Raw genomic sequence first — 24,817 nt, forward strand, 5'->3', positions numbered from 1 at the left:
ATCTTAAGAGTTTTTTCAACTTATAGGAAATTATAACTAGTGTCGTGTATCTATGTTGAAAAAGTTTACGCCATAGTTACTATAAATATGTCCTATGCTTACTCATAGTGTTGTACGGTGCGCTACCCCAAGACTAGAGGCTTTGGTAGCTTTGTATCCCAAATACTTTGAAAAAGGCGATCGCACTCCTAACTATTTTGCCAAATCAAGAAGCGATCGCCTCACGCAAAAGGCGCTAATTTATGAACAAATGTTGCGTGTTCGGAAGATTGCCAGCCTGTTTGTAAAACAGTTAACTGGCATCAGTGTACTTAACCAAAATGTTGAATAATTGCGTCGGCAAATTCAGAACATTTTAAGGGTTCAACTGGCGGTTCAAGCAATCGAGCTAAATCGTAGGTGACTTGACTACTCGCGATCGCATCGCTTAAACCTTTCTTAACTAGGTCTGCGGCTTCTTGCCAACCCATAAATTCCAGCATCATCACACCAGACAAAATCACTGAACCAGGGTTAATCCGATCTAAGCCGGCGTGTTTGGGTGCGGTGCCGTGGGTAGCTTCAAATATGGCACTAGAATCACCAATATTTGCTCCTGGCCCCATTCCTAATCCGCCAACAATGGCAGCAGCAGCATCAGACAAGTAATCGCCGTTCAAGTTCATCGTCGCCAAAATCGAATACTCATCCGGTCTGGTTTGGATTTGTTGAAAAATACTGTCAGCAATCCGGTCATTCACCAAAACTTTCTCTTTCCATTTGCCATCGCCGTGGGTTGCCCAAATTGTGTTAAGAACAGTTTCAACTTCCTTGACAACTTGCGCTTTCTTGTCTGGGGTAAGATTATCAAACCCAGGCTCAATCTGGCGGGCGTTTTCTTCCAAGGAAAGATTGGGATTTTTTTCCTTGTTACTCAAAATCCAAGATTCCTGTTCAGTGACAGTTTCTTGGCGAAATTCACTAGTTGCTAGCTCATAACCCCAATCACGGAAAGCGCCTTCGGTGTACTTCATAATGTTGCCCTTATGCACCAAAGTCACCTGTTGCTTATTTTTGGGCAATAGCAAAGCGTGTTTGATGGCACGTCTGACTAGACGCTGAGAACCAGTTTTGCTGATGGGTTTGATGCCAATACCAGAATCAAGAGGAATGCGTTTTTTCCCATGTTCTGGGGTGGCGGGGATTAGTTCTTCATTGAGAATTTTAATTAAGCGATCGCCGATTTCGCTACCTTGTCGCCACTCAATGCCTAAATAAATATCTTCCGTATTCTCTCGGTAAACAATTACATCCAGCTTTTCGGGATTTTTGTGGGGTGAAGGCGTACCCGCATAGTAACGGCAAGGACGCACGCAGGCATACAAGTCAAAAATTTGTCGTAGTGCCACATTTAAAGAACGAATACCGCCACCAATGGGAGTAGTCAAAGGCCCTTTAATAGCTACACCATATTCTTCAATTGCCGTGAGAGTGTCTTGAGGTAAATACTGATAAGTACCGTATAAATCACAAGCTTCATCCCCAGCGTAAACCTTGAACCAACTAATTTGACGCTGACTCTTGTATGCTTTGGCTACCGCTGCATCTAGAACCTTTTGGGTAGCAGGCCAGATGTCTATACCTGTACCATCGCCGCGAATAAAGGGGATAATTGGATTGTCCGGTACGATTGGTTCACCATTTTTGAAGGTAATTTTTGCTCCGGCTGCGGGGGGGGTAATCTTTTCGTACATCGTTCACACACTCCTAATCGATACGCTGCTATTCAAAAAAACCTTATGTGGGAGGCTTGTATTTTGGGAACTGGGGATTGGGTACTGGGGATTGGGAAGAGACACGCAGTGATTTTTTCAATAATTCACCCTTGTCCTCCATGTCCCCTCAGTCGTAGTACCCAGTCCCTAGTCCCCAGTTCCCAGTTTCCAGTCCCTAGTCTCCAGATTTTCCCCCTATTCCCCTTGTACATTATTTGGGGATTTAGTGTGGGATTCAGTGAAGCGATCGCAATTTTGTACGATCAAAAATAGTAAACTACTTTTCGCTATCAGTGCTTCACCTTGGAGAAGCCCAATAGCTTACCGCTCTTTCACTGACCGCTAAAACGAGAATGGCATGACAGACCCAATGATTTTATCAGGCCCTGCAAATGACATCGACTCCCTCCGACGACCGTTAATCGCTGGGTCTGAAAAAGTCCAACAGCAGATAATCCCACAATTAGCTGAGTTGGGTAATGAGGGATTAGACGTGTTGATGGAATTTTTACTGAAACGACGTGAAAACCCAGCGAATTGGATTGATGGCAAAGCTTACCAAGTCCTCTACAACTCTGATGCACCTCAAGCCAAAGAATTTCTGCGCTCCTCTTTTCCTGAGGGAATTGTACCTCTAAAATCAGAGTGCGGGATTAACTACAATTCTTTGCAACAGCTACTTGCGGTTCAAGACTTCCAAGCAGCTGATCGCGTCACCATAGAAAAAATGTGTGAACTATCAGGGCCAACGGCTGTACAACGAAAATGGTTGTATTTTACTGAGGTAGAAAATACCTCGGCTGTTGACTTGCAAACCATTAATAACCTCTGGTTAGTCCACTCCGAAGGTAAATTTGGCTTTTCAGTGCAGCGAGAAATCTGGTTAAGTTTGGGTAAAAACTGGGAAAATTTCTGGCCAAAAATTGGCTGGAAAGCAGGTAATACGTGGACTAGATACCCTAACGAGTTTACCTGGGATTTGAGTGCGCCTAAAGGTCACTTACCTCTTTCTAATCAACTTCGAGGGGTACGAGTTTTTGCTTCTTTACTTTCTCACCCAGCTTGGTTGAAGAATCCAGAAAAATGATTTTGAGCCTACGGACAAATTGATTATGATTAATCCCACGAACCGAGAATTCTACGTCATCATTGAACGGGATGAAGATGGCTACTATGTTGGAGAAGTCCCTCAGCTAAAAGCTTGTTATAGTCAAGGAGAAAGAATTGATGAGTTGATGACTAATATCAAAGAAGTAATTGAACTTTGTTTGGAAACACAAAGTGATGAAGAAATACCAGAATTTATAGGTATTCAAAAGGTAGAGATTTAATAATTTCATGAAGTTTGAGTGGGACGAAAACAAAGCGGCAATAAATCTTTTAAAACATCGGGTTTCCTTTGAAGAAGCCAAAACTGTTTTCGATGATCCGCTCTATGTTGACTTCTATGATCCAGACCACTCTGATGATGAGGAGCGTTACCTTATTATTGGAGAGTCAAATCGGGGACGATTACTAATCATGTCGTATACAGAGAGAGAAAATTCGATTCGTCTCATTAGTGCAAGAGAAGTAACACGATCCGAGCGAGAAGCGTATAAAGAAGGATAAGCCAGAAATGGAAGACGATCTGCGATCAGAGTATGACTTAAAGAATCTAAGGGTCAGAAAGTTCGGCCCTGAACGAAAGAGCTTTGGGAAGACAACAATCCGTTTAGAACCTGATGTTGCAGAGGTTTTTCCTAATGCCGATGCTGTCAATGAAGCTCTAAGATTTCTGATTAGAGTTGTGCACGACAATCAAGTTTCTGCACTTGCAAAGCAGGCTCACAGTTCCTCGGAGGGTGCGGATAAAACCTCTTAGTGCTTAGTTGGAAGTGCCGCAGATCCCAAACTGAAAACATCAAATCAGATCATGGCAAATGTTCGTCTAGAAGATATTAAACGTAGATTTAATAATGTCACCGCGATCGAGGACATTACCTTTGAAATTCCTGATGGTGAATTTTGGGTTTTAGTCGGGCCATCGGGTTGTGGTAAGTCTACAATTTTGCGAACGATCGCTGGTTTAGAAAGTGCCACATCTGGCAAACTCTTTATTGGCGATCGCTTGGTGAACAATATCCCAGCCAGACAACGGGATGTGGCGATGGTGTTCCAAAACTACGCTCTCTATCCTCACATGAGTGTGGCGCAAAACATCGCTTTTGGCTTGCAAATGCGGAAGGTTGACCGAAAAATCATTCAAGAACGAGTGATGAATGTGGCGCGATCGCTTTCTCTGGATCACCTGCTGGATCGCAAGCCCAAACAACTTTCTGGGGGACAGCAACAACGGGTAGCATTAGGGAGAGCGATCGCTCGTGAACCACAAGTGTTTTTACTTGATGAACCTTTATCTAATTTAGATGCCCAATTGCGCGATGATACAAGGGCAGAATTGAAACAGCTACACCAAGAATTAGGCATTACAACTATTTACGTCACCCACGATCAAGTTGAAGCGATGACTTTGGCTGATAAAATCGTCGTGCTAAATCGAGGGCGAATTCAACAAATCGGCGATCCCCAAACTATTTATGCAAGTCCTGCTAATCAGATGGTGGCAAGTTTTTTAGGCAATCCACCAATGAATATTTTGCCTGCAATCTATGAAAATAACGGTTTTGATGTGAGTGGACAATTATTAGAAATTCCAGCAGATGTGAAAGAAAAATTACATTTGCGTCAGGGACACAGTTTTGATTTGGGGATTCGTCCAGAGCATATAAAAATTAACACGAACACAGAGGGGGCTGAACGCCCCGCTACCGCTAACAGGACTCAAAATTCAGGACTGTTATCGGTTGAAGTTAGACTGGTGGAACCTCTGGGAAGGGAAACATTGATTCGTGCTGGTTTACCTGGTTCGGCGGTGGTGTTAAATATTCAGGTAGGTGGGGATGTGCGTCTGCGTCCAGGCGATCGGCTTTCTCTACAACTCGATTTGAATCAATTGTTTGTGTTTGATCCTAAAACTGGAGACAGAATATTATAAGCGTTTCGGAGTGTAAAATATAATTGTTTTGTGTGCGATCGCTGTGACAGGGTGCAGGGGCAATCCCTGTAATTGGTGGCGAGGGATAGGTTAGCGATCGCATCCAGAATCATCACCACACCGCCGTTAATCCAATTTTTGACCGTAACTCTGACCTTGCGGATCGCGGTCATTTGTTAACCCAATAGCGAAAACTTGCTGTATCTGTTGCTGAGTAAGAATCTTGGCGCGTCCATGCCGATTTACTTTCACCTTTGGCCGCTACACCCCGTTAACTCTTAATTTTCAGGTTACAGCAGTGAGAAGTGTTTATATCCATAATCAGGATGAAATAATGATTCAATCATTACAAAAACTATTTACATTTGATGAATATTTAGAGTTTTTAGAAACACAACCGGAAAACATTCGTTATGAATTACACGATGGAGATATTATTCAAATGCCGCCACCGTCAGGGAAACACGAGCAAATAGTAGCATTTTTAACAATGATATTAGGGTATGAGTGTCTTCGTCTTAAACTTAATTACGGTATACCTAAAACCGCCACAGTGAAGCCAGAAAATAAAATGTCAGGGTACTATCCTGATGTTTTATTAATAAATTTTTCTAACTTGGGTAATGAACCATTATGGGAGAAACAATCTATTCTTAGTAAACCAGATTCAATTCCATTAGTAATTGAAGTTGTCAGTACTAACTGGAGAGATGATTATCATAAAAAGTTTGCTGACTATGAAGAAATGGGTATTCAAGAATATTGGATTGTGGATTATTCTGCTTTGGGTAGCAAAGAATTGATAGGCGACCCCAAACAGCCAACAATCACAATTTACTCTTTAAGTGATGAGGGTGAATATCGTGGTAAACAGTTTAGAGGAGACGACCGTATAGAGTCGCCAACATTTCCAGATTTAAATCTAACTGTTGAACAAACTTTTTCAGTGCGTTATTGATGAATTAGACCGTAAACGCCGCAAGTCTTCAATCGCTGGGATTGATCGAGTAGCTAGCTTCCTTTTAGTGTTTGACTTCCTAATAATCAGCCGTAGTCTAACGATACCCTTGGGTGTGTAAATGTCTTCAGTCAGCAGGGTACAGGCTTCGCGGATTCTTGTAGCACCGAACAGGCACACGCCAAATATTGTGCAGTCTAAAAAAGTTTCTTAAACTGCCAGTAATAATCACAAATTTCCAATTTTTTGTAGCCAGAATCTAAGAAAATAAAAACTGCAATAGAGACTTAATGGATTCGCTGCAAAAACTTATATGACTATTAATCGACGCCATTTCTTGTTTTTACTCACAGCAGGTGCGGGTGCTTTTACATTAGATGCTTGTGCATTGGCAGAGAAATCTCCTGACCAAGAAAACACTGCAACTCCCAACACAACACCAAATACAACAGGGGCTATCCAACTACCACCTTTAGCTTACGCCTACGAAGCACTGGAACCACACATTGATGCCAAAACGATGCAGTTTCATCATGATAAACACCATGCAACTTATGTGAAAAACCTGAATGCAGCGTTAGAAAAACACCCAGAACTCAAAGGCAAAAGTGTTGAAGAACTGTTGCAAAAACTTGATAGTGTACCACAAGATATTCGCAGAACAGTACGCAATAATGGCGGTGGTCATGTCAACCACTCAATGTTCTGGGAAATTATGAAGCCCAAAGGCGGGGGAGAACCAACAGGAAATATTGCCTCCGCAATTAATCAAAATTTTGGCAGTTTTGCAGCTTTTAAAAAACAGTTTAACGAAGCTGGTGCTGGCCGTTTTGGTAGTGGTTGGGTTTGGCTAGTGCGTAACAAAGATGGCAAGCTGGAAGTCACAACTACAGCTAATCAAGATAGTCCCTTAAGTGAAGGTAAATATCCCATCCTCGGTAATGATGTATGGGAACATGCATATTATCTCAATTACCAAAATCGCCGCGCTGATTATTTAGACGCTTGGTGGAACGTGATTAATTGGGATGAGATTAACAAGCGGTTTGCAGCAGCGAGTAAATTTGCTTAAACAATAAAAAGTTGATCTTCCGCTTCTGTCAAAGAGGTTTTTGAGTAGGTACACCAATAGCACGGGGAAACTGAACTGGTGTGGTAGCTACCTTACGCAAATACACGCAGTGCCGGATGCTGTGACTCAGGGGTGTTATAAATTGTTCAATTGATTCAATAACGCCACCCAACTGCTTTACAGCATTCTGCAAAGCAGTTGTTTCATCCTCTATCCAATTACCGCGATAAATTATGGCTAAACCCCCCTGTTTGAGCAGTGGTAGGGTATATTCTGCACAGACAGAGGCTGCCCCTACAGCACGGATCAATGCAATATCGTAAGCTAGTCGATGCTGGGGGTGCTGACCGATTTCTTCAGCTCTACCAACAAGAGTTTTGGCATTGGTAAGGGCAAGTTCAGTTAATATATTGTCGATAAAATTAATTTTTTTCCGTGTGGAATCCAGAAGAGTAATGGTGCAATTAGGTACAGTAATTGCCACTGGAATACCCGGAAAACCCGCGCCTGTACCAATATCGATGAGCGCAGGGGAAGCAGGGGAGAAATTTGCTGATAACAGGGGTGCAATTCCTCGTAGAGAATCCCAGAGATGTTTTTCCCAAAACTCTTGGGGGTCAGTGATTCGAGTTAAATTTAGTTGGCGATTACCTTCTAGAATTAACTCATAAAGTTTTTGGAATTGTTTCTGCTGTTGGACAGTTGGCTGCCAATTGAGAGTTTGCTGCCAGATTTCTGCCATCTCAGGCAATAAGTTTGTCATTTGTCATTTGTCATTGGTTATTTGTCATGGGGCATGGTTATTTTCCTTCTCCCCCTGCTCCCCCTGCTTTTTCTTATACGGATGGTAGAGGTTCTTTAACTTTGGATTCTAGTGTCTTTGGGTCTACTGATTGTAGTTCGCCGTGGTTTAGTGTCCAACAACGATCTGCGATCGCTAACAAATCCCCAGGATCGTGTGTCACTATCAACAGTGTCCAATCTTGTTTTAGTTTCGCTAATAAATTTACCAGTTGCCGACGCATTGACCAATCTAATCCTGCTGTGGGTTCATCCAATAACAGTAAATTTGGCTGGCGAATCAATTGCACAGCCAAAGCTAAACGTCGTTGCTGACCACCACTCAAAGCATGGGGAGCGGCGGAAAGCGATAAATGCTCTAATCCCACCTCACTTAGTGCCTGTCTGACTCGTTCTGACCCTAGCTCAGGATGACCTAAACGCAATTCTTCTAAAATTGAACCACCGCAAAAGTGCCGCTCTGGAAACTGAAATACCAACCCAGCCAATTGTTGTAGCTGTTCGGGCATAAGTTCTTGTTCTCGCCAGAACAGTCCGCCAGTAGTGGGTTCAGCTAGTCCCGACAAAATCTCTAGTAAGGTACTTTTACCGGAACCACTCGGGCCAATAATCAGACCTAGCTGCTGGGGTGCTAATTCCAAGTTGATCGATTTGAGAATCGCTGTTGGGCACGCTGTAGGGTGATAAATTAGATTTCGGAGATAGAGCATTTGTTAAGATTACCAAAAAGTCAGCAAGTTACTAATTAGCTACACTGAGAGCGTCTGGAAAATTCTGGAAAAACATCTAGCGCATGACTTGGATTCACACCTTAATTTAGCAGCAAGAATTATCCACTTTTTCTCCATTGTGGCAGACTCACTCTTAAACAATGGCTGGAGCAACCCTGGAAACACGGAAAAATGACTAAAGTCAACCTTATATAAGAATCCGCTTTGATTTTTGAACTTACTTGCTTGGGTAGGCAATAGGCAATAGTCAAGAAGGCTTTTTGAGTTGCACGGTTTTTTTTTCAAAAATCAAATAGGAGTCCCATATATAAAAAATTTTGTTTTAAGCAGGGCAAGTTAAGATTAACCATTTTTTGCATTCTAAGTAACACATACAACTATTTCAACCGCAATTATTCTGAGGGTTAAAATGACTAAAAGGTTTTCTTTGCCTCGATTAGTAGTGTCTGCTAAATTCACTACTCTCGCCCAGACTGCTTTTGCTGCTGCGTTCGCACTTAATTTGTGGGTAAATCCCTCTCTGGCTGGCGATCCGTTTCGCGATCGCGAACCTCATCAAATTGGTGACCAAACAGAAGCAGCTTTTAAAGCAATTTTCCAACAAGGCAACTATCCAGCCGCAGAGCGTTATCTGGAACAAGCAGTATCCAAAGAGCCAAATGAACCTCTAGCTTATGCCATGAAGGCATCTTTAGCATACGGAAATAAAGATTGGGCTAAACTAGGTACTTACAGTCAGAAAACTCTAGAAAACGGACAAAAACTGATTTCTAGCGATCCATTGCGTGGTAATTTATACACCGCTGTTGGTCATTTTTTAGAGGGTGCAGTAGTTCTCACCCGTGAAGGTACAGTTAATGGTGTGCCGCAAGCTTTTAGTCGGTTGCGACAAGTTTATGAATATTTAGACAAAGCCGAAGCAATTTCTGCCAACGATCCAGAACTGAATTTAATCAAGGGTTATATGGATTTATTATTGGCGGTTAATTTGCCTTTTGCTAGCCCAGATCAGGCAATTAGACGTTTAGAACAAAATGCTGCTCCTCAGTATCTAGTGGATCGGGGTGTTGCCCTTGCTTACCGGGATTTAAAACGGTATCCACAGGCACTAGAGTATGTTAACCGAGCGATTAAAACCACATCCGATAATCCAGAAATTTATTATCTCAAAGCCCAAATCCTTAAACAATTGGGGCGAAAAGAAAAAAGCCAACAGATGATCCAGGAAGCGATCGCTAATTTTGACAAAGCATTGACTAAAAAATCTCAACTCCCAGGTGATTTAGTCAAACAAATTGAGCGTGAACGCAGCAGTGCTGCTAGCCTCAATAATCCTGGATAATCGGGCATAGGAACTTATACTGAGCAGTTCGACAGGCTCACTGTGAAACTTTGTTGAAGTATTGGGCATTGGCGATTAACTTTTTCCCAATGCCCTATGCCCCATTCCCCATGCCCTACTTTGATATGCTTATTTCCAGAAGAGTAATTGAGAGATTAGACCAAAATGGAGATTCAGTTTCGCGAAATTAATCCTTTTGATATGTGGATTTGGCTAAAATTCAGCACAAATCCTTCTGCGCGTGAAAAGCAATATGTAGAAGAAGTTTTCAATTCCTGGTTTTATCTAGGTAAATTGGGTGCATTTAATGCCGAGAATCTTCAGGTGCAGGACACTGGACTCGATATCAGCTACATGAATTATGATGAACAAGGTTATGACAAAAGTCTGCTAGCACTGATGCATAATATCGGTGAGTTTGAATATGAGGGTCACTGGGGGCGTTGTTGGTTTGACTTAGGAACGAGTGATGCGATCGCTCTAGATATTTTAATCAATGCCCTCACTCAGCTAAGTCAGGAATATGTCACCATTGAAGAATTGTACATCGGCGGCGAAAATCCAGATTGGCCGATTGAGGATAGCGAAAGTCGTCCTCAGTCTATTTACGATAATTAGTTGCAAAAATGAATAAAGCAGGCGAAATTCGGGTAATAGCCTTGGGGCTAATTCGGGATGACGAACGCATATTTCTTTCTGAAGGCTACGATCCCGTCAAACAAGAAACATTTTATCGTGCTTTGGGCGGTGGGGTTGAATTTGGTGAAACCAGCCACGACGCTTTAAAACGGGAGTTTCAAGAGGAAATTCAGGCAGATTTAACGAATATTAAATATCTAGGTTGTATAGAGAACTTGTTTACATTTAATGGTAGGCAAGGTCATGAAATTATTCAGCTTTATCAATGTGACTTTGCTGATTCAAAATTTTATCAACTGGAAAGTTTAATTTTTTCAGAATCACAAAATCATAAGCATAGAGCTTTATGGATAGATATCTCTCGCTTTCAATCTGGAGAATTAAGATTAGTACCTGAAGTATTTTTTGAATATTTATAAATAATCAAATTATCTCTGGTTGCACTCTCGTCTGATTGAGTGCATTGCAATACTATTCGGGTTTTGCATTTTAAACTTAGAATTTGGTTTGGGAAAAGGTTAAAGGTTTTTTCCTTCCCCTTTTTCCCTTAACGGACAAGTATTGGGGTGCATTGGGGTTGTTAGGGTGCGATCGCTCTCAATAGCAGAAATAATTGAGTATTTTTGTATTTGGAAGTCCTAATCAAATACTGTACTTAGCCGTTCAAGTTGGGCTTCAATGGCGGCCAAAAGTTGGTGTTGCTGCCAATCTTGGGTAAGATGGGCGGCTATACAAGCTGCTCCAGCACCCATACCTTCTTTCACAAAGCCCTGCTCATAAGCTCTCAGTTGGGGATAACGAGAATTAGCAAAACTCAGATGAGTTCCCAATAGAGGAGGGGTTCTTCCACTTTGAGTTAAGCTGCTTTTTCCTAAGTTGAGAGCTAAGTCAACTGTAGCGCCAGTGGGGTCTTCTGCCACCCAGCGGGTTGTGCCCACAACTACTGCTTCTGGTTGCCATGATAAGGCGTAAGCTTGAGCGATCGCACTGATGAGCGCATAAACCGCCAGCATTTGCGTCCCCCCAGCAAGCATTACACCACAACTACGACTAGCTGCGATCGCCATCCCAGCTACCACCACTTGCATGGGATCACCTACAGCAGCAACAAGTTGCAAGGGGTTAACAGGGGAAGATAAGGACAAAGTAAAATTTTCTCCCCCTGCTCCCTGTTCCCTGCTCCCCTGCATCTTCTCCAACCCAGCTTGCACTAATGCAAATTTTTGTGCGTGGTTACAAACAGGGTGGCTACTATTAACTTTTCCGGCAGCATCTATACCTAAACCAGTTAAGATGGCCAGGGCAGTTGTAGTGCCTCCAACGACACACTCACCGACAATCAGATACCCCTGTTGGATATTGGCAGCAAGGCGTTCTCCCCAAAGTAGCCCTTGTTCAAACAAATGGTGTACCGTTGTGATTTCCATTGCAGCACCTCCACTTAAACACTTAGCAGGAGCGCCACCCAAATCAATTACTGGCACACCAGGAGGCTGAGGTAAACCAGCATTAAATAAATGAACTGGTATCTTTAGTGATTCAAAGACAGCGCGAGAAATCAGCACAGGTGAAGCCCCAGCCGCTAATGGAGGTAAGGGATATTGGGCTTTATGTTCCGGGCCATAATACAAAAATTCGGCATCTGCACAAGCAGTATATTTCCGATCCTCTGGAGTGCGACCAGCCGCCGAAATTCCTGGAATTAAACCAGTTTCAGTAAATCCTAAAACACAAGCAAATACGGGTAGACAGCCACGATACTGTCGTAGCCATTCTTCACCCTGTTCTTTTTGGGTATAAATACCAATTTGGGAATTGGGCATTGGGCATTGGGAATTGCTGATTAGTTAAGACTGATCATTTAACCAAAAACTAATGACAAATGACAAATGACAAATGACAAATGACTATACCTCATAATCCATGAGGACTTGTACCCAGCGTGGTGGGCGGGGAATGGGGTTACCCAGACGGTCAAAAAGGAACCATGCTGCTAGGTGTACCACAAAAAGGTAGATAAAGTTGTTGAGTAGAATTAAAGCGATCGCTCCCACTTGAATCAAAAACACGCTGGGACTCACCAACAAACTCAGCTTCAAAAATACCCACTCAATGAACTCAGTTACTTGAGTAATCACATAAATCCACAGGTCTTCACCCGACAAGATAGACAGCAACCACAGCCGAAAAAAAACTCCCAAAGTACCCAAAAGCGTACCCAAGGTGATAGAAACAATCCAGGGAACACGACGACGATACCATGTCGCTCCCAAAAGCACGCCCATGAAACCATAGGGCATGACAAACAGCAAACTGCGGGCTGGCCCCATCAATACTGTCAGCAGTAACCCAGAAGTGAGTGCTGCCATCCAGGCTGCACGTTTGCCCCAACGCAGATAAACTAGAGCGATCGGCACCGGAAAAAATATCCGCAAAACTGGGCCCAAGGGAAAGTAGAAATTAATAAACCAAATTAGGCTAGCGGTACTGGCTAAAAACGCCGTTTCCACCATCCTCAAGGGCGCAACAGCCTTGATTTGAGGAGGCATTAACTGCTGTTCTTTGTCTAACCAATGATTCTGAGGAGTTGGAGATTCAGGCGATGGATCTTTCTCCGGCTCATCTGGCAGAGAATCTAAAATACTCATATCTGACAAGTTCTTAAACTGGGGATTGGGGATTGGGGACTGGTTCTACTGGGGATTGGGAAGATTTATATGGGGATTCATAGCCCAACCAAATCTTACTCATAATTTCTCCCCAGTACCCAGTACCCAGTCCCAGAGCGCCCATTCATCGCCAACTTTTCTTAGCTGTTCGCGTAGCATCTCGTAGAGAAGTTGAGGAATCTTGGGCGCGATCGGTTAAACTATCATTCTTTCTAAGGCTGACAAATCGGGAATACAAATAGTATCTTGATCCCGTTTAATCAAGCCTTTTTTTTCTAGCCTCGTCAACACTCGTGTTACTGTTTCCCGCGCCAGTCCGCTCAAACTACTCAATTCCCGATGAGGTAAATTGGGTATTTCGGTTCCTGTCTGCCCTTTTTTTCCCTGTCCTTCTGCCAAAAACAGCAATGTATCTGCTACCCGTGACTGGCTATCAGATTCGCGCAACCGCAATCGGCGATTTACTTGCCGCAATCGTCGTGCCATGAGTTGCGCCAATCGTACTCCCGCCAAGGGTTCTATTTGAAGTAATTTGACAAAATCCTGAGCAGGCATACTGCCAATTACCGTCGGGGCTAAGGTAATCACATCTGTGGAACGAGGTACTTCATCTAGCGCCGCCATTTCACCAAATAATTCCCCTTTGCCAAGAATATTCAGTGTTACCTCTTTTCCTTCCAGATTGTAGGTGCGGATTTTTACCCAACCGTCCATAATAAAATACACAGACCCCCCCCAGTCATTTTCCAGCAGAATTACCTGATTGGCTGGGTGAGTACGGGTGACAAGATGGATGAGGGCTGATTCCACAGCAGGTTCTGGCAACCCTTGAAAAAAGGGAGCGGAGGTGATCATCCAGGGATTAGCCTGTGCTTGCAAGCTATATCGGTCTTCCATTATCACATTTTTATTGAAGCTGCTATATACACACAACAAACAAGAGCGCCATTTTTAGCCTAAGCCATCATTGCACAGCTCCCTTTCAAAGAGAAAACTAAACTATGCTACATAAGAAAGCGACAAGAACGTTTTTCTAAATAATCTTTACCTAATAAGTTTAAACAGGGTAAAAGTTTTGCAAAAAGTAGTTTATAGCCGGCGGTTATATTGCTTAAGGGCTAGCTGCACTGCAAACTTGATTAGTTAAGAATATAGGCAAACAACATCAATGATACTAAAGGGAGTAAATTATTGCTCAGGTATTTTAGCGATTTCCAAAAATAGGCAACCAATGACCTGCAACACTAAGCTTCTCACACAAACGCTGACTGAAGATTGCCACGACTCCCAGTAATCCATAACATAATGACAGTCACAAGTTCAAGTAGCGGCTTTTGCCACTCAAAATTTCTCCTATGGTCGATGCTGTGTATAGCAAGATACCCATAGGGTACGGCGATTGTAAATTAATCGTCACATTAGTTGACATAATTTTCTACGTAAGGTAATAAAAGTGACTTCCAGTGCAGATGAAATTCAAAAGTTGATTGCAGACATTGACAACTTGCTTGCCAGTGGTGGCAAGCGCCTGTCTAGATTTCTGTCTGGTCAGGCGCAAGAGCCTAAAGAAGTTTTAGAAAGAATTCGAGACTTCTTGGTGAAGTTGCAAGAAAAAGAAGCATTAGAGAGCGGCATCCCAAATCAGTCTTCTGAAGAACCGCGTTCGCCTTTGGTAACAAAATTTATTGATCGTGATTATAACCAGTATTCCCTACCGCAGATTGAACCCAGTCAAGAACAGAATACTGTTGGCGCCGGACAATTAAAAAATGAATTTTCGAGATTGATTCAGCCGTTGCGATCGGAATTAGAATCGCTTTTGCAAGAGCGAGCCACTCTTATACAGGAAATTCGACAGTTAGAACAAAAGCGTTTGCAAAACTACTCCCTAGCGCAACAGTTGACAAACCAGGAGCAGATGATTACCGAGTTTTTACAGGTACTCATGAGTCGTCTTGTGCCAACTTTAACGCCACTGGTAGGACAGGGGGGGGAAAATTCCGCCAGTTCTTCAAGAGCACCTAATCATGCAAACTCTGCAACTCAAACTTTTTTAGAATCACCAGATAGTGTGGAGCGGTTAACCCATCTAGCCAGGGAGTTGGATCAACGCCTATTATCCCTAGATGGGACGGTGAATGTAGTCTTTGAGGCACTACAGCGCAACATTAATACTTATTACGAATCCCTGTCGCAAGCATTAGCAAGAATGCATAGCAAGGGGATGCAAGGTGAACAGCTGATGGCCAGCTTTCTCAATAATTTAACCCAGCATTTGCAGCAAGAATCCCCTAGTTCTCAGTTATCTTTTTTGGGGGTAGAATCTGAGACACTATCTTCACCACCATCATTAGTTGAACCAACCGCGATCGCTGCTGAAGTTGCGCCCCAACCCTTGGAGCTTATACAGCCAGAAACTTCATCTCCACTCACTATTATTTCTGAGGAACAGGAGACTACCCTCACAGAAGATTTAGATGCAGTGCTGTTGCAGCTTGGTTTAGAATCTTCTGAATCTTCTGAAACCCCGACCGAATTACCGCAAGATATTTCTGCATTAATTGGTGATGAAGTAGACCAACTTTACGCTAGTTTATTCGGCGTTGGTGATGTTAGTAATCCAAGCCTCGATATTGCCACAAATGACTTATCTACCTCTACAGCCTCTCCATTACCGTTGAATATTGCTGAGGCACCTGTTCCTCCAACTGTGGATTCTGCGGTTGTGACACCAGAGACGAGCCAAGAGACTGAGACTTTAGGAGAAACCACAGATTCATCATCAGAACCACAGGAAGAACTATTTTTTGAAGAGGAGACTAACCTAGACTCGCCTCTTAGCTTCTCTACCCCACAAACAGACAGTTTCCCGGTGCAACTCGACACTCAGCCAGCTAGTGTTGATACAATTAGTACTCTAACTGACCTATTGCCTGATACTGATAGTGAGCAACAACTGCTGGAAGTATCATCTTCTGTGGAAGATGCCATAACTACAGCACCAGTTACTCCAGAAGTAACAGATATTGCGTTGGCCAAGCCTACTGTTAGCTTAGTGTCTGTCTACGACACGCCGCGCGATCGCAGAGAAGATATTGCCACATCGGAAGCATTAATTCGCGATGAGCAGCCAGAACCGTCTTCAGATAAATACATTGCTGCTTCACCACAAGAAAACTTGCTTTCTATTGAGTCAAACCAGGCTCCAGCCGTACCTGATATTTCTTTAGATGAAGAACAGTTGCAGCAATTAGATCGGGATTTGGCTAATTTTGATCAGCAGCTAAATTCTGAGTCGCAGCCAGCTACTAACCTGGATCTTTTCTCGGAACTACTTGATAACATTCAAGACACAATACCCACAACTTCCTCTGAAAAGCTCCAAGTAGTAGAGAATGCCTCAACTGCTGCTTTATCCAGTTTGGCAGTTCCCCTGGTAGAAACTGAAAAAAAAAAGGAAGTCACAACTCCTGTTCAAGAAACTTCTTTACCATCAATTTCCAACTCCATAAATAATCCAGAAGTTTCGCCCAATGTTCTAGAATCAGTCTGGTATTTAGGAATTGATTTAGGTACAACAGGAATTTCCGCTGCATTGTTAAATCGCTCGACTTTTGTTGTACATCCTATCTATTGGTCAGCAGAAAATCCGCCGGGAACAAGTCCCTTCCAGCAATCGTTTCGTTTGCCAACAGAGGTTTATCTGCCTACAGCTTCTATACCTCACGGTGAAAACGAAAGTATAGAAACACATGAGCATACGACACCTGCGGCTGTTGCCCAAGATAAAGTGCCCGATCGCTCGGCTACCACTTCTGCAACACCGAGAGCAACAGCAGATTCGACAACAAATAATCTCTACTCGGCGCAGTTAAAACCCTATTTACAAGTCGCCATTCCCTACAAGAGTGAACGACAGAAATGGGAACCTGTTTTGCAATTAAATGAATTTTCCGCAGGGCCTTTGATTTGGGTGGTGCGATCACTCTCTAAGCTACTATTAACCCTCAAATCCGAAAAAACTTGTACTACCCCTAGTTTAATGGCTGCGGCTGTTGGAATCAGCGAACAAAATTTTCCCCAGATTATCAATAATATTGCTGGTGTAATTTGCACTTGTCCATCTAGCTGCTCGGAACAATACCGCTTTAACGTGCGGGAAGCTTTACTCACTAGCAAACTTATCCAACATCCACAGCAAGTCTTTTTTGTCGAAGAAGCGATCGCTAGTTTACTCCCAGAACTTGATGCTGCTAACGGTGAGCAAATAAAATTAAGCGATACTCAAGGTTCTCATCCAGCCAAAACCAGCGAACATCCCATTGTTGGCAACACCCTTGTGATTAACATTGGAACAACTGCCACAGAAATGTTGCTGGTGAATGTACCAGAAAGCTTGCAGCAATTGACATACAATGATTTCATGCTCCACAGTTTTGCTTATGCTGGCAAGGGAATTGAGCAAGATATTATTTGCCAGCTGCTATTGCCACCGAAATCTCGGCAATCACGCTCAGAAACACCAAGCGATAGCAAAACTACCACGAGTAATCCTTGGCAATGGCAACCCTCAATTCCTGGTTTAGACCAAATGCGTTGGCAGACTTTAGGGTTAGAAGAATTAGAACTACCTAGAGTCGGAGAACCAGATATCACCGCTCGGATTCGCCTCCAGCAGCGTCTAGAAAGTTCTCTTCTAGGACAGGCGGTATTAGATGCGGCACTAGCCTTAAAGCTGATTTTGCAACACCAAGACTCTTTTACTCTGGAATTAGCCGATCAGCGGTGGATTTTGCAGCGACGAGACTTAGAAAGCCAGGTATTTATCCCCTTTGTGCGCCGCCTGAATCGAGAACTCAACAAGTTATTGGTAGCTCGTGGCATTCCTACAGAATCCATTAATCAAGCGATCCTGACTGGTGGGGTGGCTTGTGTCGGGACGGTGAACCGCTGGCTACGGCAAAAACTCCCCAGTGCCAAGATTATGCAAGATTTATATCTCGGCGAAAACGGCGCTCCTAATTGCAGTCGGGTTGCTTATGGTTTGGCGATGCTGCCTCTGCATCCCCAAATATTAGATATACCCAGGCAACAATACACTGATTATTTCTTGTTTACAGAATTGCTACGGTTGCTACCAGAGCGATCCTTATCTTTCGGTGAAGTTATCCAGTTATTTGAGGGTCGTGGGATTAATACTCGCACTTGTCAGCAACGCCTGCTGGCTTTTTTGGAAGGTGAATTGCCTTCCGGTTTGATACCTTCAGTCACAGAATCAACCTGGCTCACCCAGAGTTCGCAAGAAAATCCTGACTATCAGGCGATCGCCATAGCACCACTTTTTGAAAAACAAGGGAGTCTCACTTATCGTCCCAATTCCCAACAACTGTTGTCTTTGCGTCGCTATCTAGATGCAATCAAGGCTAGTAATCAGCAATCACTGGAGGAACCATACACGGTGAATTTTGCCTTAGAGGTTCATCATTGAGACTAGTACATCACGCTAGAAATAATGATACTACTCAAAATTCCAAATGCTTACGTCATAAGCATTTGGAATTTTGCAAAGTGCTATTACTACTTTAGGAAAGTAACTTTTTGGATGTGTACCGTAGTAGGATCTTTTTTATTGATGGAGAAAATACTGTAGATTTACAATCTCTCACTTTAATTGAAAGATTCTGTAAATTTTGGGTTTTTGGTTTTTTTATTGGTTAAAATTTGTGTATATTAACACTCAGTAGTGGCGACAACCAATAGTAGTAAAAATCGCCTAAAAATCATGTCTTATGTCTACACTACTGATGCAAAAATTCCTGTTATAAAATAAGTTAGCCCTTGTGAATAATCTTTATCTTTATTCAGTTAATTGTTCGCAACAGCCTTCACACCCGTCAACTTTAAGTGTGAGAAAACGATTAATTGACATTATTGGAGCCATTGTAGGGCTGATTATTACATTTATGGTAGCAATTCCTGTAGCAATTGCTACCTTTATTCATGAGCCAAGTCCAATATTCTATTCCCAAATTCGGTGTGGTTTAAACGGAAAAACTTTCCGCATTTGGAAATTCCGTTCCATGATCGTCGATGCTGATAAACTCAAGCATTTGGTTGAAAACCAAGCTAAAGGTCACATCTTTAAATCTGTTGACGATCCTCGCATTACTCCTGTGGGTAAATTTTTGCGGCGTACTAGCTTGGACGAATTACCCCAATTTTGGAATGTTTTATTAGGGGATATGAGTTTAGTTGGTACTCGTCCACCTACTCTTGATGAAGTTAGCCATTACGATTTACACCATTGGGATAGATTGCGAGTCAAACCAGGTATTACCGGAGAATGGCAGGCTAATGGACGTTCCAGCATTACAGACTTTGAAACCATTGTCAAGATGGATATAGATTATCAGCGCAAGTGGTCTGTAACTTATGACCTGAGTCTGATTATTAAAACTATCTGGGTGGTATTTAAAAAGACTGGTGCTTATTGAATTCGGGATTGGGGATTGGGGATTGGGGATTAGGGACTGGGGAGTGGGCAATAATCAATAGTTTTTCCTCCCCTGCCCCCTTCAACCCTTGACGCCGCTACCGGTTTCCGTGGGTACAATGTAACGTTGTAAAAACAGAAATAGTAATAAGACTGGGGCGATCGCAATTACTGAGCCAGCAGCTACCAACCGCCAGTCAAGTGAAAATGTCCCTGCTAGCTTCGCGACGCCCAAAGGAAGAGTGTATAAACTTTCGTCTTGGATGACAATTAAAGGCCACAAAAAGTCACTCCAAGCACCAATAAATACGAAAATAGCTAAAGTTACTAGTGCAGGGCGAACTGCTGGTAACATAATATGCCACCACAAACCTAATTCTGAACTGCCGTCCATCCGAGCCGCTTCTTCGATTTCTTTGGGGACACTCATAAAAGCTTGGCGCAACAGAAAAATCCCAAATGCAGAAGCTAAACTTGGAAAAATCATCCCTAAGTAAGTATTTCTCAAACCTAACTGGACTGTCAAAATATAGAGGGGAATCATGACGATTTGGAAGGGAATCATAATCGTAGAGACGATCGCCACAAAAATCCAGTCTCGCCCCACAAACGACAATCTTGCCAACGGATAGGCGGCTAAAGCGCAAAACAGCAGATTTAAACCCACAGTCAGCACTGACACCAAAGTACTGTTATACAGATATTGTCCAAAAGGTAGAGAGTTCCACACACTAAAGAAGTTATCTAGTGTTGGTTGACTAGGCAACAACTGTGGCGGTGACTGAAAAATATTTTCCGTAGGCGATTTTAAGGCTGTACTAATTAGCCATAGTAAAGGAAAGAGCATTACCAGTGCGATCGCTCCCAACAGCGCATACATTAGCAGAATTTGCGATCGTGATTTTTTCAGGTTCAGCATTTGATTAATAACTTTCCTAGTTCTCTAAATATGGTCAAAAATCTAGTTAAATCAAGAGTTTCTGCTCACATCCCATAATTATTAAAGAAGTCGGGGATATAATTCCAGCACAAGTAAGTTACATTCAACTTTTATCTGTAAATGTAGAGACGTAAAATTTTACATCTCTACAAGAGTTTTGGTTGCACAACTAATAACTTTTATACATCAAATCAGCAACGCCAAAAATCGGATCTAATCAAGTAGGCTTATAGCCTATCATCCTACAGTTTTAAGTCAAACTAGAGTGGTTAATCTTCAACCGCTACATAAGGTTGTGGTTCCTGCAAGCGTTTAGTGATTTCTTCTCGTCTATACCTTGCAAGTTCGATGTAAAGCCTCTTGCGAGAGAGATTCACACTTCCAACAGGCTCATGCTCTAGCAGTGTATGCCAAGGGGAAAACAGCGAACCTTCATCTAAGCGTTTGCGTTCTTCAAAGTCAAATTTCTGGCTGGGAATGCGGACAGTTGCAACTTTAATAAATGGTGAATCTGCTTCTTGCCATTCCTGAACGTGGTCTTCAATCGGCGTTTTTTCATCGTCTAAATAAAATTGAATTAGGAAGTCAAAAGACGCCTCTCGACCTTCTTCTGTCAAATATTTTACTAGCGTTTCTCGAAGGTAATTTTCTGATTCTGGAAGTGTTTCTGGTGGTTGTTCAGGCTGTTGAGATTTGACAGTTAATTTTACAATGCGACTACCAAATTTAAAGGGAGCCATACTCCAATATTGAATCAAAAGTGGATTTCCTACTTTTTGACTACCAATTTTTTGCAAGATAGCAAAGGCATAGCCAAGTTCCTCTATTCGTTCTGGGGTAAGTTGTCCACTACCTGCTTGGGAAAGATCAGCATAATCACGAACGTCTTTGGTCAAGAAAATCGGATAATTGTTAAGTATAAAATCTTGAGTTTTTTCTTCATCATCAAGGACTTTTTGCCCGTCCACATTCATTACCTTGATGGCGATACCACGAACATCAGGCTGGCTATCGGAGTGGAATTTCCCACGCTTTTGAGGTGAACCACCACTAGAGAACCGAATCCACGCAGGATAGGTTTGGGGCGTTTTGAACAAACCTACTCTCAGGTCTTCAGGAAGATTGGGTTCAATAATAAACTCTCCCCAAAGGAGTCCATGACTTTTACTATGAATTTGGCGGAGGTCTGGGCCCGTTTTTTGTTGAGCTTGGAGACTACTTGCGATAATCTCGTCAATTATTGCTTCTTGCTCAGTGGTAGATGACGTTGGGTTATTCATAAAACATTTGATGAGATGTCTTCATTATCCTGAATCCTTCAACCTTTTCGAGTCAATCCGGTTTCCGTACAAATAGCTTGTAGTGGTTTATCCCAAGGTTCAATAGGTATTTGGGAGAAATAGGCAAAATCAAAGACAATTCCGATAGTCGGCTTTGTCTGCCACTGCGGTAAACTGAGCAAGCGATCGTAATATCCGCCGCCATAACCCAAACGATATCCTTGATAGTCGCAAGCTACACTGGGTACAAGAATCAAATCTACTTCGGCAGCATCTAAAATTGGAGTGTCGGGGTGTGGTTCAGCAATGCCATAAGCGCCACTTTGGACAGAATCATTTGGTGTCCAAATATGCCAACACAGGGATTTATCAACGCAGCGAGGAAATCCCCAACGGTATGTGGTGTTTACAAATAAGGGACTGAGGTCAGGTTCTTGGCGAAAGCTGAAATAAGCGAGTATTGTTTTTGCTTGGGTAAACAAAGTAGAGTTTTGTAAATGAGAGCATAAGCGATCGCTTTTTTCTCTCCATTCTCCAACGGACATTGATTGACGTGTTTTGAGTAGAGTCCGGCGCAGTTCTACTTTATTTAGTTGATGATTAACTTTGTCCATAAAAATAGTCAAAAAAATAAGCTGGGCATCACCCAGCTTGTATCACTCTACATTCACCAAAACATTGTTATGCAGCGTGTTGACGATACCACTCAATGGTATTCTTTAGCCCTTCTTCAAAGCCTACCTGAGCCGTGAAATTAAAGGCAAGCTTTGCTCGTTCAGTATCTAAACAACGGCGGGGTTGACCATTAGGCTTGTCAGTTTGCCACACAATTTCACCCTTAAACTCCATCAAGTCACAGATTAGAGTTACTAAATCAAGGATGGAAATTTCATAACCTGTTCCCAAGTTAACTGGTTCCGATTCGTTATAGAATTGAGTTCCCATAACAATCCCCCGCGCTGCATCTTCTGAATACAGAAACTCACGGGTGGGACTGCCATCACCCCAAACAGGGAGTTGTTTTTCCGCTTTAATTTGGGCTTCGTGAACTTTGCGAACTAATGCTGGGATAACGTGGGAACTTCCTGTGTCAAAGTTATCTTCTGGGCCATATAAATTTACTGGCAGTAGGTAAATCCCATTAAAACCGTACTGCTGGCGGTAAGATTGCAATTGGACTAAAAGTGCTTTTTTTGCAATTCCGTAAGGGGCATTAGTTTCCTCTGGATACCCATTCCAAAGATCATCTTCTTTGAATGGCACTGGAGTGAATTTAGGATAGGCGCAGATTGTGCCAACACAGACAAATTTTTCTACTCCAGCTTGATAGGCAGCATGAATTAGCTGGGTTCCCATGATCAAGTTATCGTAGAACAACTCTGCGGGTTTTTCGCGGTTTAAACCGATACCACCGACATGAGCTGCTAGATGTATGATTATGTCCTGCTGGTCAACCGCACGTTGGCTATTTTCCCAAACACGCAAATCGGAATCGTGCGATCGCGGTATTGTAATTTTCTCACGATCAGCCCCTGCTTTACACAGTTGATCTATCACCTGACGACCTAGAAACCCTGACCCACCAGTGACGAGAATGCGTTTATTTTTTAGTTCTAAGGCTGTCATATTTTTATCCTCTGTGATGCGAATCAGAAGTGCAAAGCGCCCAGTGTTTGACGAATAGTCGCAATATCAGCTGGAAATTGGGAACCATTTCCATTGGGTGAAGTGTGGCCCAATGCTTGTAAGTCTGCTTCTACCATTAGGGAAACTAGTTCTTCAAAGGTTACTGATGGTGTCCAGCCCAACTTTTGCCGTGCTTTGGTAGAATCACCAATCAACAACTCTACCTCAGATGGACGGAGGTAACGCTCATCAAACTCTACATAATCTTGCCAATTGAGATTCACATAACTAAATGCCAGTTCCAAAAACTCCCGCACTGAGTGAGTTTCACCAGTCGAAATTACGTAATCGTCTGGCTGGTCTTTCTGTAACATCAACCACATTGCTTTGACGTAATCCTTGGCATAGCCCCAATCTCGCTTGGCGTCTAGATTACCCATGTAAATCTTTTTTTGCTTACCAGCAACGATACCTGCCACCGCTCTAGTAATTTTGCGGGTTACAAAGGTTTCACCCCGCCGCGGTGACTCGTGGTTAAAAAGTATGCCGTTACAAGCAAACAAATCATAAGACTCACGATAATTTACAGTTTGCCAATGGGCGTAAACTTTCGCACAGGCATAGGGACTGCGGGGATAAAAGGGCGTTGTCTCAGTTTGAGGTATTGCTTGTACTAAACCGTACATTTCTGAAGAACCCGCCTGGTAAAATCGCACTTGAATTCCGGTACGATGTTGGTAGTCTCGAATTGCTTCCAACAGACGCAATGTTCCCATTCCTACAGCATCCACTGTGTATTCTGGTGAATCAAAGCTGACTCTGACATGGGATTGAGCGCCGAGGTTGTAAATTTCTACTGGTTTGACTTCTTCTAAAATGCGCCGTAACGTCGTACCGTCTGTCAAGTCACCGTAGTGAAGAAACAACCGCACTCCCTCTTTGTGGGGGTCTTCGTAAATGTGATCGATGCGGTCTGTGTTGAAGGTAGAAGTCCGGCGAATGATGCCATGAACTTCATAACCTTGTTCCAACAAAAACTCACTTAGATATGAACCATCTTGTCCAGTAATACCAGTAATCAACGCTCGCTTCTGTTGCGTCATGCCTAATTATCCCTTATTGTCTTTGATTAAAAAGTTACAGCCAATCTGATACAACCTAGCAACTAATTGCTGAATTGCCTAATGGGAAACTACGAGTTCTTATTGTTAGAAGACTTTTTCCGTAAATAAATATACTTAATAAAAAATAATTTAACACGTAAGCCAAGTATAAATAGCTCAAGATTTTTGAATTATGTATATTTCTTCTTGTACCAGATAGACCAAGATTATTTTATGTAAGTTGTTTTTTGTCAAAACTTCATATATCTCTAGTTTTGTGAAGAATTAATAAAATAGGCATATTAAATTTAGACTTCTAGGGCGTGTCATCAATTGAGCCAAATGACAGAAGCAGCCAGATAAATTGCACCT

The 24,817-nt window shown here is 42.6% G+C and carries 25 protein-coding genes; 13 read left to right on the forward strand and 12 right to left on the reverse strand.

Annotation, left to right across the window (positions count from 1 at the left end; all coding sequences use genetic code 11):
• Positions 1-94: 94 nt before the first annotated feature.
• Positions 95-331, forward strand: coding sequence for a hypothetical protein (locus tag ABF638_RS04410; protein WP_435020560.1), 237 nt, complete (start codon positions 95-97; stop codon positions 329-331).
• Here the strand turns inward: ABF638_RS04410 and ABF638_RS04415 are convergent.
• Entirely contained in the window at positions 312-1,733 is a 1,422-nt protein-coding gene (locus ABF638_RS04415; RefSeq protein WP_435020562.1) for an NADP-dependent isocitrate dehydrogenase, read from the reverse strand. The two genes, ABF638_RS04410 and ABF638_RS04415, sit on opposite strands and share 20 nt — an antisense overlap.
• A 379-nt stretch (positions 1,734-2,112) precedes the next feature.
• On the opposite strand from ABF638_RS04415, the gene ABF638_RS04420 reads away from it, so the two are divergent.
• The 5 genes from ABF638_RS04420 to ABF638_RS04440 are packed head-to-tail and all read left to right on the forward strand — an operon-like array spanning position 2,113 to position 4,791.
• Positions 2,113-2,841 (forward strand): GUN4 N-terminal ARM-like repeat domain-containing protein, encoded by a 729-nt coding sequence (locus tag ABF638_RS04420; protein WP_435020564.1) that lies wholly within the window; start codon positions 2,113-2,115, stop codon positions 2,839-2,841.
• Between the two features lie 25 nt (positions 2,842-2,866).
• Entirely contained in the window at positions 2,867-3,085 is a 219-nt protein-coding gene (locus ABF638_RS04425) for a type II toxin-antitoxin system HicB family antitoxin (protein ID WP_435020567.1), read from the forward strand.
• Positions 3,086-3,092: 7 nt separating this feature from the next.
• Positions 3,093-3,365, forward strand: a complete 273-nt coding sequence (locus ABF638_RS04430; protein WP_435020569.1) for a BrnT family toxin — start codon at positions 3,093-3,095, stop codon at positions 3,363-3,365.
• A 7-nt stretch (positions 3,366-3,372) separates the two neighbouring features.
• Positions 3,373-3,618 (forward strand): hypothetical protein, encoded by a 246-nt coding sequence (locus tag ABF638_RS04435; RefSeq protein WP_435020571.1) that lies wholly within the window; start codon positions 3,373-3,375, stop codon positions 3,616-3,618.
• Between the two features lie 51 nt (positions 3,619-3,669).
• On the forward strand, positions 3,670-4,791 hold the full coding sequence (locus ABF638_RS04440) for an ABC transporter ATP-binding protein (protein ID WP_435020573.1): 1,122 nt from the start codon (positions 3,670-3,672) through the stop codon (positions 4,789-4,791).
• A 126-nt stretch (positions 4,792-4,917) separates the two neighbouring features.
• Here ABF638_RS04440 and ABF638_RS04445 read toward each other — a convergent pair whose 3' ends face one another.
• Positions 4,918-5,043 carry a hypothetical protein gene (locus ABF638_RS04445; RefSeq protein ID WP_435020575.1) on the reverse strand — a complete coding sequence of 42 codons (126 nt, stop codon included), beginning with the start codon at positions 5,041-5,043 and terminating at the stop codon, positions 4,918-4,920.
• A gap of 82 nt (positions 5,044-5,125) precedes the next feature.
• On the opposite strand from ABF638_RS04445, the gene ABF638_RS04450 reads away from it, so the two are divergent.
• Together ABF638_RS04450 and ABF638_RS04455 are read left to right on the forward strand one after the other, a co-directional pair.
• Positions 5,126-5,749, forward strand: coding sequence for a Uma2 family endonuclease (locus tag ABF638_RS04450; protein WP_435020577.1), 624 nt, complete (start codon positions 5,126-5,128; stop codon positions 5,747-5,749).
• 313 nt (positions 5,750-6,062) lie between these two features.
• A complete protein-coding gene (locus ABF638_RS04455) occupies positions 6,063-6,821 on the forward strand; it encodes a superoxide dismutase (RefSeq protein WP_435020579.1) in 759 nt (252 codons plus the stop codon).
• A 28-nt stretch (positions 6,822-6,849) separates the two neighbouring features.
• Here ABF638_RS04455 and rsmG read toward each other — a convergent pair whose 3' ends face one another.
• Both rsmG and ABF638_RS04465 read right to left on the reverse strand, forming a co-directional pair.
• Entirely contained in the window at positions 6,850-7,584 is a 735-nt protein-coding gene (rsmG, locus tag ABF638_RS04460) for a 16S rRNA (guanine(527)-N(7))-methyltransferase RsmG (RefSeq protein WP_435020581.1), read from the reverse strand.
• A 73-nt stretch (positions 7,585-7,657) separates the two neighbouring features.
• Entirely contained in the window at positions 7,658-8,332 is a 675-nt protein-coding gene (locus ABF638_RS04465; protein WP_069070835.1) for an ABC transporter ATP-binding protein, read from the reverse strand.
• 430 nt (positions 8,333-8,762) lie between these two features.
• On the opposite strand from ABF638_RS04465, the gene ABF638_RS04470 reads away from it, so the two are divergent.
• The 3 genes from ABF638_RS04470 to ABF638_RS04480 all read left to right on the forward strand — a co-directional run bounded on the left by ABF638_RS04470 (position 8,763) and on the right by ABF638_RS04480 (position 10,753).
• On the forward strand, positions 8,763-9,695 hold the full coding sequence (locus tag ABF638_RS04470; protein WP_435020584.1) for a Sll0314/Alr1548 family TPR repeat-containing protein: 933 nt from the start codon (positions 8,763-8,765) through the stop codon (positions 9,693-9,695).
• 165 nt (positions 9,696-9,860) lie between these two features.
• Entirely contained in the window at positions 9,861-10,313 is a 453-nt protein-coding gene (locus ABF638_RS04475; protein ID WP_435020586.1) for a DUF3531 family protein, read from the forward strand.
• An 8-nt stretch (positions 10,314-10,321) separates the two neighbouring features.
• On the forward strand, positions 10,322-10,753 hold the full coding sequence (locus ABF638_RS04480) for an NUDIX hydrolase (protein ID WP_069070832.1): 432 nt from the start codon (positions 10,322-10,324) through the stop codon (positions 10,751-10,753).
• A gap of 219 nt (positions 10,754-10,972) precedes the next feature.
• Here ABF638_RS04480 and cobT read toward each other — a convergent pair whose 3' ends face one another.
• From cobT to ABF638_RS04495, 3 genes are all read right to left on the reverse strand, one after another.
• Positions 10,973-12,157, reverse strand: a complete 1,185-nt coding sequence (gene cobT / locus ABF638_RS04485; protein ID WP_435020588.1) for a nicotinate mononucleotide-dependent phosphoribosyltransferase CobT — start codon at positions 12,155-12,157, stop codon at positions 10,973-10,975.
• Positions 12,158-12,241: 84 nt separating this feature from the next.
• Complete coding sequence (locus tag ABF638_RS04490) at positions 12,242-12,982, reverse strand: DUF2232 domain-containing protein (protein ID WP_069070830.1); 741 nt, start codon at positions 12,980-12,982, stop codon at positions 12,242-12,244.
• A 216-nt stretch (positions 12,983-13,198) separates the two neighbouring features.
• A complete protein-coding gene (locus ABF638_RS04495) occupies positions 13,199-13,900 on the reverse strand; it encodes a Crp/Fnr family transcriptional regulator (protein ID WP_012409873.1) in 702 nt (233 codons plus the stop codon).
• A 556-nt stretch (positions 13,901-14,456) separates the two neighbouring features.
• Between ABF638_RS04495 and ABF638_RS04500 the strand changes: the two genes are divergently transcribed.
• Together ABF638_RS04500 and ABF638_RS04505 are read left to right on the forward strand one after the other, a co-directional pair.
• The gene (locus ABF638_RS04500; RefSeq protein ID WP_435020591.1) at positions 14,457-18,491 is read left to right on the forward strand and encodes a hypothetical protein; all 4,035 of its coding nucleotides are present in this window, start codon (positions 14,457-14,459) and stop codon (positions 18,489-18,491) included.
• A gap of 352 nt (positions 18,492-18,843) precedes the next feature.
• Positions 18,844-19,497, forward strand: a complete 654-nt coding sequence (locus ABF638_RS04505) for a sugar transferase (protein ID WP_435020593.1) — start codon at positions 18,844-18,846, stop codon at positions 19,495-19,497.
• Positions 19,498-19,578: 81 nt separating this feature from the next.
• Here ABF638_RS04505 and ABF638_RS04510 read toward each other — a convergent pair whose 3' ends face one another.
• The 5 genes from ABF638_RS04510 to gmd all read right to left on the reverse strand — a co-directional run bounded on the left by ABF638_RS04510 (position 19,579) and on the right by gmd (position 24,445).
• Positions 19,579-20,415 carry a carbohydrate ABC transporter permease gene (locus tag ABF638_RS04510; RefSeq protein WP_435020595.1) on the reverse strand — a complete coding sequence of 279 codons (837 nt, stop codon included), beginning with the start codon at positions 20,413-20,415 and terminating at the stop codon, positions 19,579-19,581.
• A gap of 290 nt (positions 20,416-20,705) precedes the next feature.
• Positions 20,706-21,716, reverse strand: a complete 1,011-nt coding sequence (locus ABF638_RS04515; RefSeq protein WP_435020597.1) for a catalase family protein — start codon at positions 21,714-21,716, stop codon at positions 20,706-20,708.
• 38 nt (positions 21,717-21,754) lie between these two features.
• On the reverse strand, positions 21,755-22,330 hold the full coding sequence (locus tag ABF638_RS04520; RefSeq protein ID WP_435020599.1) for a 5-formyltetrahydrofolate cyclo-ligase: 576 nt from the start codon (positions 22,328-22,330) through the stop codon (positions 21,755-21,757).
• Positions 22,331-22,397: 67 nt separating this feature from the next.
• The gene (locus ABF638_RS04525) at positions 22,398-23,342 is read right to left on the reverse strand and encodes a GDP-L-fucose synthase family protein (RefSeq protein ID WP_435020601.1); all 945 of its coding nucleotides are present in this window, start codon (positions 23,340-23,342) and stop codon (positions 22,398-22,400) included.
• 23 nt (positions 23,343-23,365) lie between these two features.
• Positions 23,366-24,445 (reverse strand): GDP-mannose 4,6-dehydratase, encoded by a 1,080-nt coding sequence (gene gmd, locus ABF638_RS04530; RefSeq protein WP_435020603.1) that lies wholly within the window; start codon positions 24,443-24,445, stop codon positions 23,366-23,368.
• Positions 24,446-24,817: the final 372 nt, after the last annotated feature.

Origin of the sequence: Nostoc sp. CALU 1950 (genome assembly GCF_051172895.1) — a bacterium.
GTDB lineage: Bacteria > Cyanobacteriota > Cyanobacteriia > Cyanobacteriales > Nostocaceae > Nostoc > Nostoc edaphicum_A.